This is a genomic window from Microbacterium sp., from assembly GCF_047606685.1.
Taxonomy (GTDB): Bacteria; Actinomycetota; Actinomycetes; order Actinomycetales; family Microbacteriaceae; genus Microbacterium.
The window spans coordinates 13,754-29,208 of record NZ_JASGEC010000049.1; the positions used below are offsets into that span (position 1 = coordinate 13,754).

Here is a 15,455-nt window from a genome sequence, read left to right on the forward strand (position 1 = left end):
CGCTCAGTTGCCGCGTTCTGCGCAGCGCACCCGCGGTTCGCGGCAACCGAGTGTCGGACGGGATGGCTCAGCCGCGCCATCCCGCCTTCACGAGCTCGGCGCGCACTCGCGCCACCGCCGCGCCAGGGCGCTCGTACAGGTGCTCACGGGTGATGCGGACCACGCGCCATCCCGCAGCCGCGTATTTCTCGTACCTCTCGATGTCGCGGTTCCACTGCCGCGCGCTGGTGCGGTGGTGGTCTCCCTCGTACTCGACCACGACGCGGAACTGCGGGTAGACCAGCTCGCTATGGCCGAGCTTGCGCCCGGCGGCGTTGAGGATGTCGACATCCAGCTCCGGCTCGGGCAGCCCGGCTGCCACCAGCTCGAGCCGCAGGTGCGACTCGGGCCGCGACGAGGCGCCGACGCGCACCAGCTGGAGGGCGTTCCTGAGCTTGCCCGCGCCGATGCGGCGGATCGAGGCCGTCGCCTGCTCGAGCTCGGCGATCGTCGCCAGCGCCGCCTCGGGCGGCAGCCGGCGCCCGAACGCGTCGCGCGGCACGTTGACCAGCGCATCTCCTGCCGCAACGAGGTCTCGCACCGACAGCAGCTGCCCCAACTGAGCCCACGTCGACGCCGGGCCGGCCACGCGCCATCCTCCCTGCTCCATGACCTCGACGCCGTCCGGCGAGAGCTGGTGGCCGTGGACTCCGGCGCCCCGCGGCGCGCGATGCGGCCGGAAGACGCCCACATGGACGTCGGTGTCGGCGAGCACGGGAAGCGGGATGCGCCAGCGACGCGCCGCGGAGGCGTGGGAGAGGAACGCGTGCGCCGGCATGCGTGGGCGGAACAGCTCGATTCGCCTCAGCGCGTCGCGCTCTTCGAGGTCGACGACGTCGTCGCGCCCAGCGCGCGGCGGCGGCGCGGGACGCGCGCGCACACCCCAGAACGGCGCGTCGAGGTCGCGAGCGCGCAAGCGCGAGTCGGTGACTCCGAGTCGCTTGGCGTCATGGACGGCGAACGCGGCGCCCAGGGCGGTCGGCAGTGGTCGCGGGGATCTCATCCGCCCAGAGTGGATGCTCACGCGGCCGCTGTGACGGGCTCCGGCCCGAACTGTGCACAACTCCGTGGCCGGATCGCCCTGTGCAGGAACAGCCGCCGCGCGAATCCGCGCCCCACCCTTTGACCTCTTCGACCCGAGCCGCAACACCAGGGCGCGTTCAGTTGCCGCAAATCGCGGTGCACACCGCAGAACGCGGCAACCGAAGAGCGAACAGGATGCCGCGCGCCCGGCCATGCCCGTTGAGTTGCCGCGAAGCGCGGCACGCGTTGCAGAACGTGGCAACTGAAACGCGCAGGGTCCAGCGCGGCTCAGGAGCTGATGCAGCGTAATGCACCGTAAGGACAGAAAAATAGGCGGATCGCCTATCGACAGACGCACGAGCCTTCGCTTTGCTGGACTCAACCCGTTCGAAGCGCCACCCCCCGTTCGAAGAAGGAAAGCCCATGGCAGAAGCATCCACCCACGAGGATTTCGCCCTCTCTCGCGTCCCCACTGACGCACGCCGGCACTGGTTCGGAATCGCCGTCCAGCGATTCGGGCAGGTGTCCGCGCTCTCACAGTTCCTGCTCGGCGCGACGCTGGGATACTCGCTCGGATTCTGGGACGCCGCGCTCGCGTTCCTCCTGGGCTCGATCATCCTCGAGGCGATCATGTGCGTCGTCGGCGTCATCGGCCAGCGCGAGGGCCTGCAGACATCCCTGCTCGCGCGTTGGACCGGATTCGGCGAGATCGGATCGTCGCTGGTCGGGCTCGCCATCGCCATGAGCCTCATCGGCTGGTTCGGCATCCAGAGCGCGATCTCCGCCGAGTCGCTCGAGTCGCTCATGCCCGGCTTCATGCCGGTATGGGTGTGGTCGCTCGTCTTCGGCCTGCTCGTGACGCTCATCGTCGTGTTCGGGTTCGTCGGCATGCAGGTGCTCGCCAACCTCACGGTGCCGCTGTTTCTCATCCTGGTCGGCTGGGGCATCGTCTCCGAGCTGAGCAAGCACTCGATCGTCGACCTCATGAACTCGCCGCCGCCGGGCGAGCCCATCTCAGTCTTCGCGGGCACGGCGATCGTCGCCGGCGGACTCATCGTCGGCGCGATCATCACCGCCGACATGACGCGCTTCAACCGCTCCGGCGCGGATGTCGTCAAGCAGACCGTGGTGGGCGTGACCCTGGGCGAGTTCGTCATCGGCATGTCGGGCGTGCTGCTCGCGCACGCCGCCGCCAGCGGCAACATCGTCGCGATCATCACGACCTCGGTCGGCTGGGTCGGCTTGCTGATCATCGTGTCGGGAACGCTGAAGATCAACGACTGGAACCTGTACTCCTCCACGCTCGGCCTCGTGAACTTCGTCTCCACGACGTTCAACCGCGCGCTCTCGCGCGTGTGGACCACGATCGTCGTCGGCGTTCTCGGCTCGGTGCTGGCCGCTGTCGGCATCCTCAGCGCGTTCGTGCCCTTCCTCGTCGTGCTCTCGGCCGCCTTCCCGCCCATCGCCGGCATCATGGTCGCCGAGTACTTCTTCGTGCGGAAGTTCCGCCCCCAGCTCGACGCGACACGCGATCGCGACGTGCTGCCGGCCTACGCGCCGCGGATCGTCCCGGCCACCCTCGTGATCTGGCTGATCTCGTCGCTCGTGGGCTATTTCTTCACGTGGGGCATCCCGTCGATCACCGCAGTCATCCTGTCGATGGTCCTGTACACGATCGCCGGGAAGCTCGGCTGGGTGCGCGGCGTCGGCGAAGTGCCCACCGACAACGACGTCCCTGTCGCGGGCGGCGAGGCGCCGGCCGTGGAAGACCACAAATAGCGCGCAGGGAGAAGCGAAATGCACATCGGCATCGACGTCGGCGGAACGAACACCGACGCTGTGCTCATGGACGGCCAGACCGTGCTCGCCACGGTCAAGCAGTCCACGAGCCCGGACGTCACGAGCGGCATCATCGCCGCGATCGAGGCGCTGCGAACGTCGCACGGCTTCACCGGCGGCGATGTCTCGGCCGTCATGATCGGCACGACGCACTTCATCAACGCCCTCGTGCAGGCCGATCGGCTCGCGCCGACCGCGGCCCTGCGGCTCGGACTGCCGGCGACCCGCGCGCTGCCGCCGCTCGTGGACTGGCCCGCCGATCTGCGCGCGGCGATCGGCGGGCAGGCCTACCTCGCCCACGGCGGCTACGAGTTCGACGGCCGGCCGATCTCGCCGATCGACCACGACGAGCTCAAGCGCCACGCCGAGGACATGGCGGGCAAGGGCATCCGCTCCGTCGCGATCTCGAGCGTGTTCAGCCCGGTGAACCACGACCTCGAGGTCGAGGCCGCCGAGGTCGTGGGCAGCGTGCTCGGGCCGGATGTCGCCATCTCGCTGAGCCACGAGATCGGCCGCATCGGCCTGCTCGAGCGCGAGAACGCCACGATCATCAACGCGGCGCTGCGCGAGCTCGCGGTGGAGATCGTCGACGGGCTCGCGGCGGCGGTGCGGGCGCACGGCATTGAGGCGCCGATCTACTTGAGCCAGAACGACGGCACGCTCATGGACGACGAGTACGTGCGCCGCTACCCGGTCGCGACCTTCGCGTCGGGCCCGACGAACTCGATGCGCGGAGCGGCGGCCACGAGCGGATTGGCCGACTGCGCGGTCGTGGATGTCGGGGGCACGACCGCCGATATCGGCCTGCTCGCAGGCGGCTTCCCGCGCCAAACGGCGAACGAGGTCAAGGTCGCCGGCATCCGCACGAACTTCCGCATGCCCGACGTGCTCTCGATCGGCATCGGCGGCGGCAGCCACGTCGACATGGAGACCGCCGAGGTCGGCCCGCTCTCGGTCGGCTACCGGCTGACGCAAGACGCCCTCGTCTTCGGCGGCGGCCAGCTCACCGCGACCGACATCGCGGTCGCCGCCGGCCGGGCGACGATCGGCGACGCCGACCGGGTCAAGCACCTCGACCGCGCGATGGTCGACCGCGTGCTCGACCGCATCGCCGAGCGGGTGGCCGAGGCGATCGACCGCATGCGCACGTCGCCCGAGCCCATCCCGGTGGTCGCGGTGGGCGGCGGGTCGGTGCTGCTGCCCGACGAGCTTCCGCTCTTCGGCGCCGTGCACCGACCGGGCAACTTCGCCGTCGCGAACGCCATCGGCGCGTCGATCGCCCAGGTCGGCGGCGAGGTCGACAAGGTCGTGGCCGTCGCTCCCGGCGCCCGCGAGGCGACGCTCGACGCGGTGCGCCAGGAGGCGGTCGACAAGGCGATCGCCGCCGGCGCCGCGCCTTCCAGCGTGCAGATCATCGACTTCGACGAGGTTCCCATCCCGTACCTGCCCGGCAATGCGACGCGCATCCGGGCGAAAGCCGTGGGCGACCTCGACCTGGGGGCGCCATGAGCTGGCAGATCGACCAGGCCGACATCGGCGACCTCGCCCGCGGCGCGGCGGTGCTCGGCACCGGCGGCGGGGGCGATCCGTACATCGGCACGCTGCTGGCCATCCAAGCGCTGCGCGCGAGCGGGCCGGTCACGATCACGACCCTCGACGAGGTGCCGGACGACGCGGCGATCGCTGCGGTGGCGATGATGGGCGCGCCGACCGTGATGGTGGAGAAGGTGCCCAGCCTGGACGAGGTCGTCGCACCGCTGCGCGCGATCGAATCGGTGCTGGGGCGCCCCGTCACCCACGTGCTGTGCGCGGAGGCGGGCGGCGTCAACTCGACGATTCCGATCGCCGCAGCCGCGATGCTCGGCCTGCCACTGATCGACGCCGACGGCATGGGCCGCGCGTTCCCCGAGCTGCAGATGGTGATCCCCACGCTCTACGGCATCTCCGCGTCGCCGTTCGGCTTCGCCGACGACAAAGGCAATCGCGGCGTGCTCGAGACCGTCGACAACCACTGGACCGAGCGCATCGCGCGGGTCGCGGCGGTCGAGATGGGCTGCTCGATCATGATCTCGGGCTTCTCGATGAGCGGAGCGCAGGCCAAGGAGTCGCTGGTCGGCGGCTCGCTGTCGCTGTGCCTGGAGATCGGGCGCGGCATCTCTGCGGCGCGGGACGCGAAGGACGACCCGGTCGACCGGGCGGTGGCGATCCTCGGCGGGCGCGAGCTGTTCGAGGGCAAGGTCGTCGATGTGCAGCGCGCGACGACGACCGGCTTCGCGCGCGGCCGCGCCGTCATCGAGGGCGTGGGCTCCCTTGAGCTGCTGTTCCAGAACGAGCACCTCGTCGCGAAGCTCGACGGCGAGGTGCTGGTCACCACGCCCGACCTCATCATGGCCCTCGACGCCGAGCGCGGCGAGCCGATCACGACGGAGGGCCTGCGCTACGGGCAGCGCGTGCGCGTCATCGCCGCGCCGAGCGACCCGCGCTGGCACTCGGCGGCGGGCCTGGCGCTCGCGGGGCCGGGCTACTTCGGCTACGACACTCCCAGCATCCGCTTCGACGGCACCCTCGACGACGGCGTTGCGCGCCAGGCCGCCGGGGAGGGGTAGGGCATGCCCTGGAAGCTGGCCTCGGCCGATCTCGAGGATCTGGCACGGGGGGCGACGCTGCTGGGCACGGGGGGCGGCGGCGACCCGTACATCGGCCGGATGCTCGTCGAACGCGTGCTCGGCGACGGCGCGATCACGGTGCTCGACCCCGACGAGATCGACGACGACCTGTTCGTGATCCCGACGGCGCAGATGGGCGCCCCGACGGTCATGGTCGAGAAGATCCCGGCGGGCACCGAGCCCACGCAGAGCCTCCGCATCCTGGAGGAGCACGTGGGCCGCACGGCACAGGCCACGATGCCGATCGAGTGCGGCGGCATCAACTCGATGATCCCGCTCGTGGTGGCCGCCGAGACGGGGCTGCCCGTCGTCGACGCCGACGGCATGGGCCGCGCGTTCCCCGAGCTGTCGATGGAGACCTTCGCCGTGTACGGCGTGAACGGCTCACCGCTCGCTCTGGCCGGCGAGCGCGGCGAGCGCGTCATCATCGACACCGGCGACGACAATCGCCAGATGGAGTGGCTCGCTCGCGCGATCACGATCCGACTGGGCGGTGTCGCGCACATCGCCGAGTACGCGATGTCGGGCGCCGACGTCAAGCGCACCGCCGTGCCGCGCACGCTGTCGATGGGCCTGAGCCTCGGCCGCGCGATCCGCGAGGCGCGCCAGGCGAAGCGATCGCCCTTCGCCGCGATCTCCGACGCGTTGTCGACGACGCTCTACTCCGAGGTGCGCGAGCTGTTCGTCGGCAAGGTGGTCGACGTGGAGCGGCGCACGACGGAGGGCTTCGCCAAGGGCGTCGCGCGCGTTGCGTCCGGCAGCTCCGAGCTGGAGATCAGGTTCCAGAACGAGAACCTCATCGCGCTGCGTGACGGCGCGATGGTCGCGATCGTGCCCGACCTCATCTGCGTGCTCGACGCCGAGACCGCCGAGCCGATCACGACGGAGGGCCTGCGCTACGGGCAGCGCGTGCGCGTCATCGGCATCTCGACGCCGGAGATGATGCGCACCCCCGGCGCGCTCGCCGCGTTCGGCCCGGCCGCGTTCGGCCTCGCCGAGCAGTTCCGCCCGATCGAGTCGCTCGTGGACACCCTCGTCACCTGACCCCGCGCCCCTTCCGCGCACGCATTAGTCCGCCTCCGTCACACCGTGGACTGCGCGGCGTTTTGCCACGGTTCGGCGGAGACGAAGCAGCGGCCGGGGTGGGCAGGGAACGGAGGCGGGGATGCCGCGCCCCGGCGCGTAGGGTGAGCACATGGCCTGGACCCTCGAGCGCGACGACCTCGACGCGCTCGAGCTCGGGCTCGCGCTCCTCGGCGGCGGAGGCGGCGGCGAGACCGAGGTGTTCGGGCGCCTGCTGCGCGCGAACACCGAGCTGCCGATCGAGCTCGTCGACGTCGGCGAGCTCGATCCCGGCCTCTCCTGCCTGGCGGTGGGGATCGTCGGCTCCACCATCCTGCTCGGCGAGCGCCTGCCCGCCGACGACGCGGCCGACGCGGCGATCGAAGCCGTCGAGCGCTGGCTCGGCGCCCCGGCCGCCGCGATGTGCGGCGTGGAGCACGCCGGGCTCAACGGCCTCATAGTTCCGGCGTTCGCGGGCGCTCGGCACGCCGTCGACGCCGACCTGATGGGCCGCGCGCTCCCCCGCATCGACCAGTTCTCGCTCTACCTCGACGACGTGCCCGACCTCGTGCTCGCGCTCGCCACGGGCTCCGGAGGCGTCGCGATGCTGGACGGCGCGCGCCCCGCGGACGCGGAAGTCGTCGTTCGGCAGGCCATCCTGAGCGCCGGCGGGTGGGCGGTGCTCGTGGTCGGGGGGTTCCGCGTGGGCGACCTCGCCGTCCACGGCCTGGGCGGCACCCTCGCCCGGGCGCTCCGCCTCGGCCGCGCCCTCGAGCGCCACGGTCCGCGCCCCGCGGCCGTCGAGGGCGAGGGCCGCTGGCTCGGCACGGCGCGCATCGTGGCCATCGACGTGCATCCGGCCGCCGCCGCGATCGTCGATGTGCAGCTGCGCGGACCGGACGGCGACGTCGTGCGGCTGGTCGGCGCGTCCGAGTTCAACGCGTGCTTCTGGAACGGCGCCCGCGTGGCCGGCGGCGCTGACATCGTCGCGGTGATCGACGTGTGGCGCGGCCGGCCCCTGCAACTGCCCGCGCTGCGTGTCGGGCAGGTCGTCGCCCTCGTCGCCATCGACGCTCATCCGTGGTGGCGCGCGGCGGCGCACCGCGTCGAGCGGGCCGGCCTGGACGCGCTCGAGGCGGTCGCGCCGTGAGCGAGCTCTCGCTCGACGGCATCCTCGCCCACCCCGACGCAGCGGACGTCGACGTGCTCGAGCGCGGCGCGACGGTGTGGCGCGACGTCCAAGTCGAGCTCGACGAGAGCGGGCTGCGCGCATCGTCGTCGGGGTTCGCGCTCTTGCTCGCACCCGAGCCGACGACGCCGTGGGCCGTCGACGCGCTCATCCGCCGCGTCTCCGATCTCGGAGTCACCGGGCTCGCCTTTCCCGCCACGGCGCCCATCGGCGACAGCAATCGCGCGCTGGCAGCGCGCCTCGGCATGACCTTGCTGCGCTCGACCAGGCCCACGCGCCTCGCGGCCGCCCTGTGGCAGCTTGTCGAGGGAAGGGATGCCGTCGCGCTCGGCCTCGTCCGCCGGGTCGCCCTGTCGATCGGCTACCAGGCGGAGACGATCTCAGACCTGCTCCGCCACTTGGCCGCCAATCTCGGCCACGGAGTCGCCCTCGTCGACCGCGACGGCGTGCTCGCCAGCGGCGGCCCCCTCCCTGGCCCTGGGCTGCTGTCACTGATCGACTCGACGAAGGAGTGGATCGACCTCGCGAGCGGTCCAGAGGGCTCGGTGGCGTCTGTCGCCGTCCACAGCCCGACGCGGCCCGGCGTCCGGCTCGTGGTCCACGGCGGCCCGATGAGCGACACGCAACTGCGTGCGCTGGGAGTGGCGGTGGAGGTCGCGATGCCCGCCGTCGCCGCGCGCATCCTCATCGACCAGGTCAACGAAATCGGCGACGCGTCTCGTTCGTCGTCGCTGCTCGGCGACTTCCTCGAACAGCCCGTCATGACGGCCGAGCTCGAGCAGCGCATGCTCGAGCTCGGGTGGCGGGCGACGGGATGGCACGCCGCCTTCCGCCTCACCGGTCGCACGTATGTCGACCCGCTCGACATCCTGCGCGCCGTCAACTCCGAGCTTCCCGCCCTGAGCGGCGACGCGTCGGCAACCGTGCGCGGCGCCGGCGTCACGGGATGGCTGACGTTCGCCGAGCAGCCGACGCCGGCGGAGTTGCAGCGCGTCGTGGGGCGCGTGCGCCACCTTCACAACACCGTTCGCGCCCACCTGCCGATCGCGACCGGCGTGGGCACGCTCGCCAGCGGCGCCGCCGGCCTCGCGCGGTCGATCGGCGAAGCGCACGACGCCGCGCAGCTCGCGCTCGGTCGGGAAGAGTCCGACTGGTTCGTGCAGATCGACCGGTTCGGGCTCGAGCAGCTGCTCCTGGCCTGGACGCGCTCGGCCACATTCCGGCCCACCGCCGCATCCCTCTTCGCCCCGCTCGGCGACGTCGACCGGCGCACGCTCCAAGCGTTCCTCGACCACGAGTCGTCGTCGGTGCGCGCGAGCGCGGCACTCGGCGTGCACCGCAACACGCTCGCCGCGCGGATGCGGCGGATCGAGGAGGCTCTGGGGGTCGCTCTCGACGACCCCGACACGCGTCTCGCGCTGCACCTCGCCGTCCGCGCGCTCCGCGATGCTCCGCCCACGCCCGAGCGGCCGCGCACAGGCTCGTGACGCTTGCGGGCTGGGACGTACCCTGAGGATATGAAGAAGTGGGTCGTGCGTTTCGCGTCGCTGCTGGTGTTCAACGTCGTCGTCCTGCTGCTCATCGGCTGGCTCACACCGGCCCGGGTCGGCTGGGCCGCGCTGTGGGCGGGGGTTGTGTTGACGGTCCTCGTGGTCTGCGTGAAGCCGCTCATCGCCGCGTGGTTCGCCTCGATGGCGGCGAAGTCCGCGTCGCAGCGCACGAAAGCGGGCGAGAAGCTCGTCGAGCTGCTGCTCGCCCTGGCCGTGGCCCTTGCGGTGTGGATCGCGACCGTGCTGCTCACCGGCGTGCGGGTCGGAGGCACCCCGCTGGGCTGGTTCTGGGGGTATGTGCTTCCACCTGTCATCCTCCTCGTCGGCTGGGCGGTCTACGACGTCATCGACGACCGCGTCGAGGCGCGCGCCGGCGCGCTGTACGACAACATCGCCAGCCGCAGCGCAGCGGCCGGCACGCCCGCTCCCCCCGGCCGGCCGCGCGAGCTGGACGACGGGCTCACCGACGAGCAGCGCAAGATGCTCGACGACCTCGGCTGAGCCACAACCGTGTAACAAACCGTCGCCGGCACGGTTTTCGAGACGGCGGACGCGGGAGAATGGATGCCGCCCCCACCCGCCATCCACCTCCCTCGGAGGACTCATGTCCCTGTCCCGCCCTGCCCTCCGCCTCGCCGCTGTCGCGGCCGCCGCTCTCGCTCTCACACTCACCGGCTGCGCCCAGAGCGGCGCGCCCGCGTCCAGCGACAGCTCCACTCCCGCCGCCGAAGACTACGTCACGCCGGGCAAGCTCACGGTCGCCACCGGCGACATCGCCTACGAGCCGTACGTCATCAACGACAAGCCGGAGTCGGGCGAGGGCTTCGAGGCCGCGCTCGCCTACGCCGTGGCCGACAAGCTGGGCTTCGCGGCGGAAGACGTCGTGTGGGTGCGCACGAGCTTCGAGGCGGCGATCGCGCCCGGCCCGAAGAGCTTCGACATCAACCTGCAGCAGTACACGATCACCGACGAGCGCAAGCAGGCGGTCGACTTCTCGTCGCCGTACTACTCGGCGAGCCAGGCCGTTGTCGCCCTCAAGGGCAGCGCGGCCGAGGGTGTCGACTCGATCGACGGGTTGAAGAAGCTGAAGCTCGGCGCGATGGCCGGCTCCACGAGCGCGCAGACCATCGAGGAGGTCGTGCAGCCGAGCGTCGAGCCGGGACTGTACGGGTCGAACGAGGATGCCGTGGCCGCCCTCAACGCCAACCAGATCGACGCGCTCGTGATCGACCTGCCCACCGCGTACGCGGCGACCACCGCCTACATCGACAACTCGTTCACCGTCGGCGAGCTGCCGGCCGGCGGCGTGCCCGACCAGTGGGGCATCCTACTGCCCAAGGACTCCCCGCTCACCGCGTCGGTGACGGCTGCCGTCGACGAGTTGCGCGAGGACGGCACGCTGGACCAGCTCACCGAGGAGTGGCTCGGCGTGCTGCACGAGGGCGTTCCGCTGCTGCAGTGACGCCGACCGCGCCGGCGCCGTCGGATACGGTCGTGCCGTGACATCCCTTCAGCCGAGCGAGCTCGAGCTCGAGCGTCGCGCCTTCCGCGCGCGCCAGTCGCGGCGCTCGGTGTGGATCGCGATCGCCTCGACGCTCGTGTTCGCCGTCATCGTGTGGGCAACGGTCGTCAACACGCCGGGCTGGGCCGCCGTGCAGCAGTTCTTCTTCAATCCGCAGATCGCCTGGCGCTCACTGCCGCGCGTGTGGGACGGCTTCCTGCTGAACCTCAAGGTGCTCGCACTCTCGGTGGTCACCGTCGGCGCGTTCGCGCTCGCGATCGCGTTGCTGCGCACGCTGCCCGGCCCGGTCTTCTTCCCGCTGCGCGTGCTGGCGGCGGGCTACACCGACATCTTCCGCGGGCTGCCGTTCGTCATCGTGCTGTACGTGATCGGATTCGGGCTGCCGACCGTCACCAACACCCGATTCGACCCGATCGTGCTGGGCACCATCGCCATCACGCTCACCTACTCGGCGTACGTCGCCGAAGTGCTGCGGGCCGGCATCGAGGCGGTGCACCCCTCGCAGCGGCTCGCCGCGCGGGCGCTCGGCCTCGGCCACCTGCAAACCCTGCGCCGCGTTGTGCTGCCGCAGGCCGTCCGCAAGGTGGCGCCGCCGCTCATGAACGACTTCGTGGCGATGCAGAAGGATGTCGGGCTGATCTCCATCCTCGGGGCCGCCGACGCCCTCCTCCAGGCGAGCAAAGAGGCATCCCTCGCCTACAACTTCACGCCGTACGTGGTCGCCGGCATCCTGTTCATCCTGCTGGCGATCCCGACCATCCGCCTCACCGACTGGTACACCGCGCGGCTCATGCGGCGCGAGCAGATGGGGGCGATCGTGTGACCGCGCTGCTGCGGGCCACGGGCCTGGTCAAATCCTTCGGCGACCGCGAGGTGCTGCGCGGAGTCGACGTGTCGCTCGACGCGCACGAGGTCGTCGCGCTCATCGGCGCGAGCGGGTCGGGCAAGTCGACGCTGCTGCGCTGCCTGAACCTGCTGGAGCCCATCGACGACGGGCAGATCTTCCTCGGCGACGAGGACATCTCCGACCCGCGCGTGGACGCCAACCGGGTGCGCGCCCGGTTCGGGGCGGTCTTCCAGGCCTACAATCTGTTCCCGCACCTGTCGGTGCTCGACAACGTCACGCTCGCGGCGCGCGTCGTGCACGGGATGCCGCGCGCCGCCGCGGAGGAGCGCGCGATGGCGCTGCTGGGCCGCATCGGACTGGCCGACAAGGCGCGCGAGCACCCCGACCGGCTCTCGGGCGGGCAGCAGCAGCGCACCGCGATCGTGCGCGCGATCGCCACCGATCCGGAGGTGCTGCTGCTCGACGAGATCACGTCGGCGCTGGACCCCGAGCTGGTGGGCGAAGTGCTCGAGCTCGTGCGCGAGCTCGCCGCCGACGGCGCGACGATCCTCATGGCGACGCACGAGATGGCGTTCGCGCGGGATGTCGCCGACCGCGTCGTGTTCCTCGACGCCGGCGCGATCGTCGAGCAGGGGCCGCCCGCCGCGCTCTTCGGCGCCGCGCGCGAGCCCCGCACGCGGGAGTTCCTCGCGCGCTTCACGGCCTGAGTCGTCCGGGTGCGTCGCGTCTCACACCCGCCGCGCCCGCCGAAACCCACCGATCGCGTCGAGATCCGCTCCGGGCACGCCCGGCACGACGGGCACACCGGGCACACCGGGCACGCCGGGCACGCCGGGCACGCCGAAACCCACCGCTCGCGTCGAAACCCACCGCTCGCGTCGAAACCCACCCGCCACACCGAAACCCACCCCGGCGGCATGGGTCTCGGCACGGCAAGCGGGTCTCGGGCGAAGGACGTGCTCGAAACCCACTGCCCACACCGAAGCCCGGCCCTCGCGCCGAAACCCACCGCTCGCGTCGAGACCCACCAGGCAGGTCGAGACGCAGCGCTCCGAGCGACACCCACTCTGGCGGTATGGGTCTCACGATGGATGGCGGGTCTCGCTGCCGTGCGCGAGTCCCGATTGGCGCGGCAGGTTTCGGCGCGCGAAGCGGGTTTCGGCGTAGACGTCGGGTGCCGGCGCGTCCCACGCGTGCCACGGGTACCAGCGCGTCCCACGCGTGCCACGGGTACCGGCGCGTCCCACGGGTGCCGGCGCGTCCGGCGGGCGCCACGGGTGCCAGCGCGCGGCGCGGGCCCCGGGTCAGCGCACCGAGCGCACTCAGCGCACCGAGCGCTCCGCGGCCTCGACCACGTTCGTCATGAGGAGCGCCACCGTCATCGGGCCGACGCCGCCGGGGTTGGGCGACAGCCATCCCGCCACGTCCTCGACGCCGGGCGCGACGTCCCCGAACACGCGCGACTTGCCGTCCACCGTCTCGCGCGTCACTCCCACGTCGAGCACCGCGGCGCCGGGCTTCACGTCCGACGCCCGCACCAGGTGCTTCACGCCCGCGGCCGCGACGATGACATCCGCCTGCCGCAAGTGGGACGGCAGGTCGACCGTGCCGGTGTGCGTCAGCGTCACGGTGGCGTTGACCGCACGGCGGGTCAGCAGCAGCCCGATCGACCGACCGATCGTGACGCCGCGGCCCACCACGACGACGTGCCTGCCCTCCAGGTCGACGTCGTTGCGCTGCAGCAGCTCGATCACGGCCCGCGGCGTGCACGGCAGCGGGGTGTCTATTGGCGCGTTGACGTTGAGCACGAGCCGGCCGAGGTTCACCGGATGCAGGCCGTCGGCGTCTTTGGCCGGGTCGATGCGCTCCAGGATGGCATCGGTGTCGAGGTGCGCGGGAAGCGGCAGCTGCACGATGTACCCGTGGCACGACGGGTCGGCGTTCAACGCGTCGATCGCGGCCTCGACGTCGGACTGCGTGGCATCCTCGGGCAGCTCGACCTGGATCGAGTTCATCCCGATGGCCTCGGACTGCCGGTGCTTCATCCCCACGTACAGCTGCGACGCGGGGTCGGCGCCGACGAGCACGGTGGCGATGCCGGGGACGACCCCGGCGGCCTTCAGCGCCGCGACGCGCTCGGCCAGCTCCGCCTTGATCGCCGCCGCGGTGGCGACGCCGTCGAGCTTGAGTGCCGTCATGGCGGCTCCTCCTGTCTGTTCAGCCCCGCGAGAGTACACCTGGTCGCCGAGAGCACGGGGGCTTCCCTACCCCTCGGCGACCAGCTGTTCTCTCGCGGTCGGGGGCGGGGGGCTACTGCTGCAGGGCGGGGTAGAGCGGGAACGCGTCGGCCAGCGCGGCGACGCGGGCGCGCAGCGCCTCGACGTCGGCCCCGGGCTGCAAAGCGAGGGCGATGATGTCGGCGACCTCGGTGAACTCGGCGTCGCCGAAGCCGCGCGTGGCGAGCGCCGGCGTGCCGATGCGCAGCCCCGACGTGACCATCGGCGGCCGCGGGTCGTTGGGCACGGCGTTGCGGTTGACGGTGATGCGGATGTCGTGCAGCAGGTCCTCGGCCTGCTTGCCGTCGATCGCGGCATCCCGCAGGTCGACGAGCACGAGGTGCACGTCGGTGCCGCCCGAGCGCACCGAGATCCCGGCGGCTGCCACATCCGGCCGCGACAGGCGCTCGGCGATGATCGACGCGCCGCGCACGGTGCGCTCTTGGCGCTCGCGGAACGCAGGGGTGCCGGCGAGCTTGAACGCCGTCGCCTTCGCCGCGATGACGTGCATGAGCGGGCCGCCCTGCTGACCGGGGAACACCGCCGTGTTGACCTTCTTGGCCACGTCGGGGTCGTTCGTCAGGATGAATCCCGAGCGTGGGCCGCCGATCGTCTTGTGCACGGTCGAGGAGACCACGTGCGCGTGCGGCACGGGCGACGGGTGGAGCCCCGCCGCCACGAGCCCCGCGAAGTGGGCCATGTCAACCCACAGGTACGCGCCGACCTCGTCGGCGATCGCGCGGAAGCGCGCGAAGTCGAGCTGCCGGGGGTAGGCCGACCAGCCCGCGATGATGACCTTCGGCTGGTGCTCGCGAGCGAGCCGTGCGACCTCGTCCATGTCGATGAGGGATGTCTCGGGGTCGACGCCGTACGCGACGATGTCGTACAGCCGGCCCGAGAAGTTGATCCTCATGCCGTGCGTGAGGTGCCCGCCCTGGTCCAGCGACAGGCCGAGGATCGTGTCGCCCGGGCGCGCGATCGCGTGCAGCACGGCGGCGTTCGCCGTCGCGCCGGAGTGCGGCTGCACGTTGGCGAACTCGGCCCCGAACAGCTCCTTCGCGCGCGCGATCGCGAGCTCCTCGGCGACGTCGACCTCCTCGCAGCCGCCGTAGTAGCGGCGCCCGGGGTAGCCCTCGGCGTACTTGTTGGTGAGCACCGAGCCCTGCGACTGCAGCACCGAGACGGGCACGAAGTTCTCGGACGCGATCATCTCGAGGAAGCCGCGCTGTCGCTCCAGCTCGCGGTCGAGCACCTGCTGGATCTCGGGGTCGACCTCGGCGAGCGGGGCGTTGAAGAGCGGGTCGGTCATGACGTTCTCCTTGACGACGGCTGGTGGGCAGCCCGCGATGCGGGTTTCGAAACCCGGCCCAGGCGTGCGGTCGAATGCCGTGTCGGTCGCTCCCCGGTGGTGTCCACCTCAACGCCAGTCGCGACATCCCGAG

Annotated in this window: 13 protein-coding genes and 1 riboswitch; of the genes, 10 read left to right on the plus strand and 3 right to left on the minus strand. The window is 71.6% G+C overall.

Features of this window, described 5'->3' with window-relative positions:
* Positions 1-67 precede the first annotated feature (67 nt).
* On the minus strand, positions 68-1,042 hold the full coding sequence (locus QM611_RS05260) for a hypothetical protein (RefSeq protein WP_415078852.1): 975 nt from the start codon (positions 1,040-1,042) through the stop codon (positions 68-70).
* A 443-nt stretch (positions 1,043-1,485) separates the two neighbouring features.
* Between QM611_RS05260 and QM611_RS05265 the strand changes: the two genes are divergently transcribed.
* The 10 genes from QM611_RS05265 to QM611_RS05310 all read left to right on the plus strand — a co-directional run bounded on the left by QM611_RS05265 (position 1,486) and on the right by QM611_RS05310 (position 12,444).
* Positions 1,486-2,841, plus strand: coding sequence for a purine-cytosine permease family protein (locus tag QM611_RS05265; protein WP_415078853.1), 1,356 nt, complete (start codon positions 1,486-1,488; stop codon positions 2,839-2,841).
* Between the two features lie 18 nt (positions 2,842-2,859).
* Entirely contained in the window at positions 2,860-4,410 is a 1,551-nt protein-coding gene (locus QM611_RS05270; RefSeq protein WP_415078854.1) for a hydantoinase/oxoprolinase N-terminal domain-containing protein, read from the plus strand.
* Entirely contained in the window at positions 4,407-5,507 is a 1,101-nt protein-coding gene (locus QM611_RS05275) for a DUF917 domain-containing protein (protein WP_415078855.1), read from the plus strand. The genes QM611_RS05270 and QM611_RS05275 overlap by 4 nt, the downstream gene beginning before the upstream one ends.
* A 3-nt stretch (positions 5,508-5,510) precedes the next feature.
* Positions 5,511-6,611, plus strand: coding sequence for a DUF917 domain-containing protein (locus QM611_RS05280; protein ID WP_415078856.1), 1,101 nt, complete (start codon positions 5,511-5,513; stop codon positions 6,609-6,611).
* Positions 6,612-6,762: 151 nt separating this feature from the next.
* A complete protein-coding gene (locus QM611_RS05285) occupies positions 6,763-7,779 on the plus strand; it encodes a DUF917 family protein (RefSeq protein ID WP_415078857.1) in 1,017 nt (338 codons plus the stop codon).
* Positions 7,776-9,305 carry a PucR family transcriptional regulator gene (locus tag QM611_RS05290; protein WP_415078858.1) on the plus strand — a complete coding sequence of 510 codons (1,530 nt, stop codon included), beginning with the start codon at positions 7,776-7,778 and terminating at the stop codon, positions 9,303-9,305. The genes QM611_RS05285 and QM611_RS05290 overlap by 4 nt, the downstream gene beginning before the upstream one ends.
* Positions 9,306-9,335: 30 nt before the next feature.
* Positions 9,336-9,869, plus strand: coding sequence for a hypothetical protein (locus QM611_RS05295; protein WP_415078860.1), 534 nt, complete (start codon positions 9,336-9,338; stop codon positions 9,867-9,869).
* Positions 9,870-9,972: 103 nt separating this feature from the next.
* Positions 9,973-10,830, plus strand: coding sequence for an ABC transporter substrate-binding protein (locus tag QM611_RS05300; protein WP_415078861.1), 858 nt, complete (start codon positions 9,973-9,975; stop codon positions 10,828-10,830).
* 37 nt (positions 10,831-10,867) lie between these two features.
* A complete protein-coding gene (locus tag QM611_RS05305; protein ID WP_415078862.1) occupies positions 10,868-11,713 on the plus strand; it encodes an amino acid ABC transporter permease in 846 nt (281 codons plus the stop codon).
* On the plus strand, positions 11,710-12,444 hold the full coding sequence (locus tag QM611_RS05310; RefSeq protein WP_415078863.1) for an amino acid ABC transporter ATP-binding protein: 735 nt from the start codon (positions 11,710-11,712) through the stop codon (positions 12,442-12,444). Before QM611_RS05305 ends, QM611_RS05310 begins: the two co-directional genes overlap by 4 nt.
* 615 nt (positions 12,445-13,059) lie before the next feature.
* On the opposite strand, the gene QM611_RS05315 is transcribed toward QM611_RS05310, so the two are convergent.
* The gene (locus tag QM611_RS05315) at positions 13,060-13,935 is read right to left on the minus strand and encodes a bifunctional methylenetetrahydrofolate dehydrogenase/methenyltetrahydrofolate cyclohydrolase (protein WP_415078864.1); all 876 of its coding nucleotides are present in this window, start codon (positions 13,933-13,935) and stop codon (positions 13,060-13,062) included.
* Positions 13,936-14,047: 112 nt separating this feature from the next.
* Complete coding sequence (gene glyA, locus QM611_RS05320; protein ID WP_415078865.1) at positions 14,048-15,322, minus strand: serine hydroxymethyltransferase; 1,275 nt, start codon at positions 15,320-15,322, stop codon at positions 14,048-14,050.
* Between the two features lie 49 nt (positions 15,323-15,371).
* Positions 15,372-15,454, minus strand: a riboswitch (ZMP/ZTP riboswitch).
* Position 15,455: the final 1 nt, after the last annotated feature.

What these genes read in the sequence shown, in the direction of transcription:
- QM611_RS05295 (WP_415078860.1), top strand. Translation starts at nt 9,336, where the DNA reads ATGAAGAAGTGGGTCGTGCGTTTCGCGTCGCTGCTGGTGTTCAACGTC.
- QM611_RS05280 (WP_415078856.1), top strand. Translation starts at nt 5,511, where the DNA reads ATGCCCTGGAAGCTGGCCTCGGCCGATCTCGAGGATCTGGCACGGGGG.
- QM611_RS05270 (WP_415078854.1), top strand. Translation starts at nt 2,860, where the DNA reads ATGCACATCGGCATCGACGTCGGCGGAACGAACACCGACGCTGTGCTC.
- QM611_RS05265 (WP_415078853.1), top strand. Translation starts at nt 1,486, where the DNA reads ATGGCAGAAGCATCCACCCACGAGGATTTCGCCCTCTCTCGCGTCCCC.
- QM611_RS05260 (WP_415078852.1), bottom strand. Translation starts at nt 1,042, where the DNA reads ATGAGATCCCCGCGACCACTGCCGACCGCCCTGGGCGCCGCGTTCGCC.
- QM611_RS05300 (WP_415078861.1), top strand. Translation starts at nt 9,973, where the DNA reads ATGTCCCTGTCCCGCCCTGCCCTCCGCCTCGCCGCTGTCGCGGCCGCC.
- QM611_RS05315 (WP_415078864.1), bottom strand. Translation starts at nt 13,935, where the DNA reads ATGACGGCACTCAAGCTCGACGGCGTCGCCACCGCGGCGGCGATCAAG.
- QM611_RS05275 (WP_415078855.1), top strand. Translation starts at nt 4,407, where the DNA reads ATGAGCTGGCAGATCGACCAGGCCGACATCGGCGACCTCGCCCGCGGC.
- glyA (WP_415078865.1), bottom strand. Translation starts at nt 15,322, where the DNA reads ATGACCGACCCGCTCTTCAACGCCCCGCTCGCCGAGGTCGACCCCGAG.
- QM611_RS05285 (WP_415078857.1), top strand. Translation starts at nt 6,763, where the DNA reads ATGGCCTGGACCCTCGAGCGCGACGACCTCGACGCGCTCGAGCTCGGG.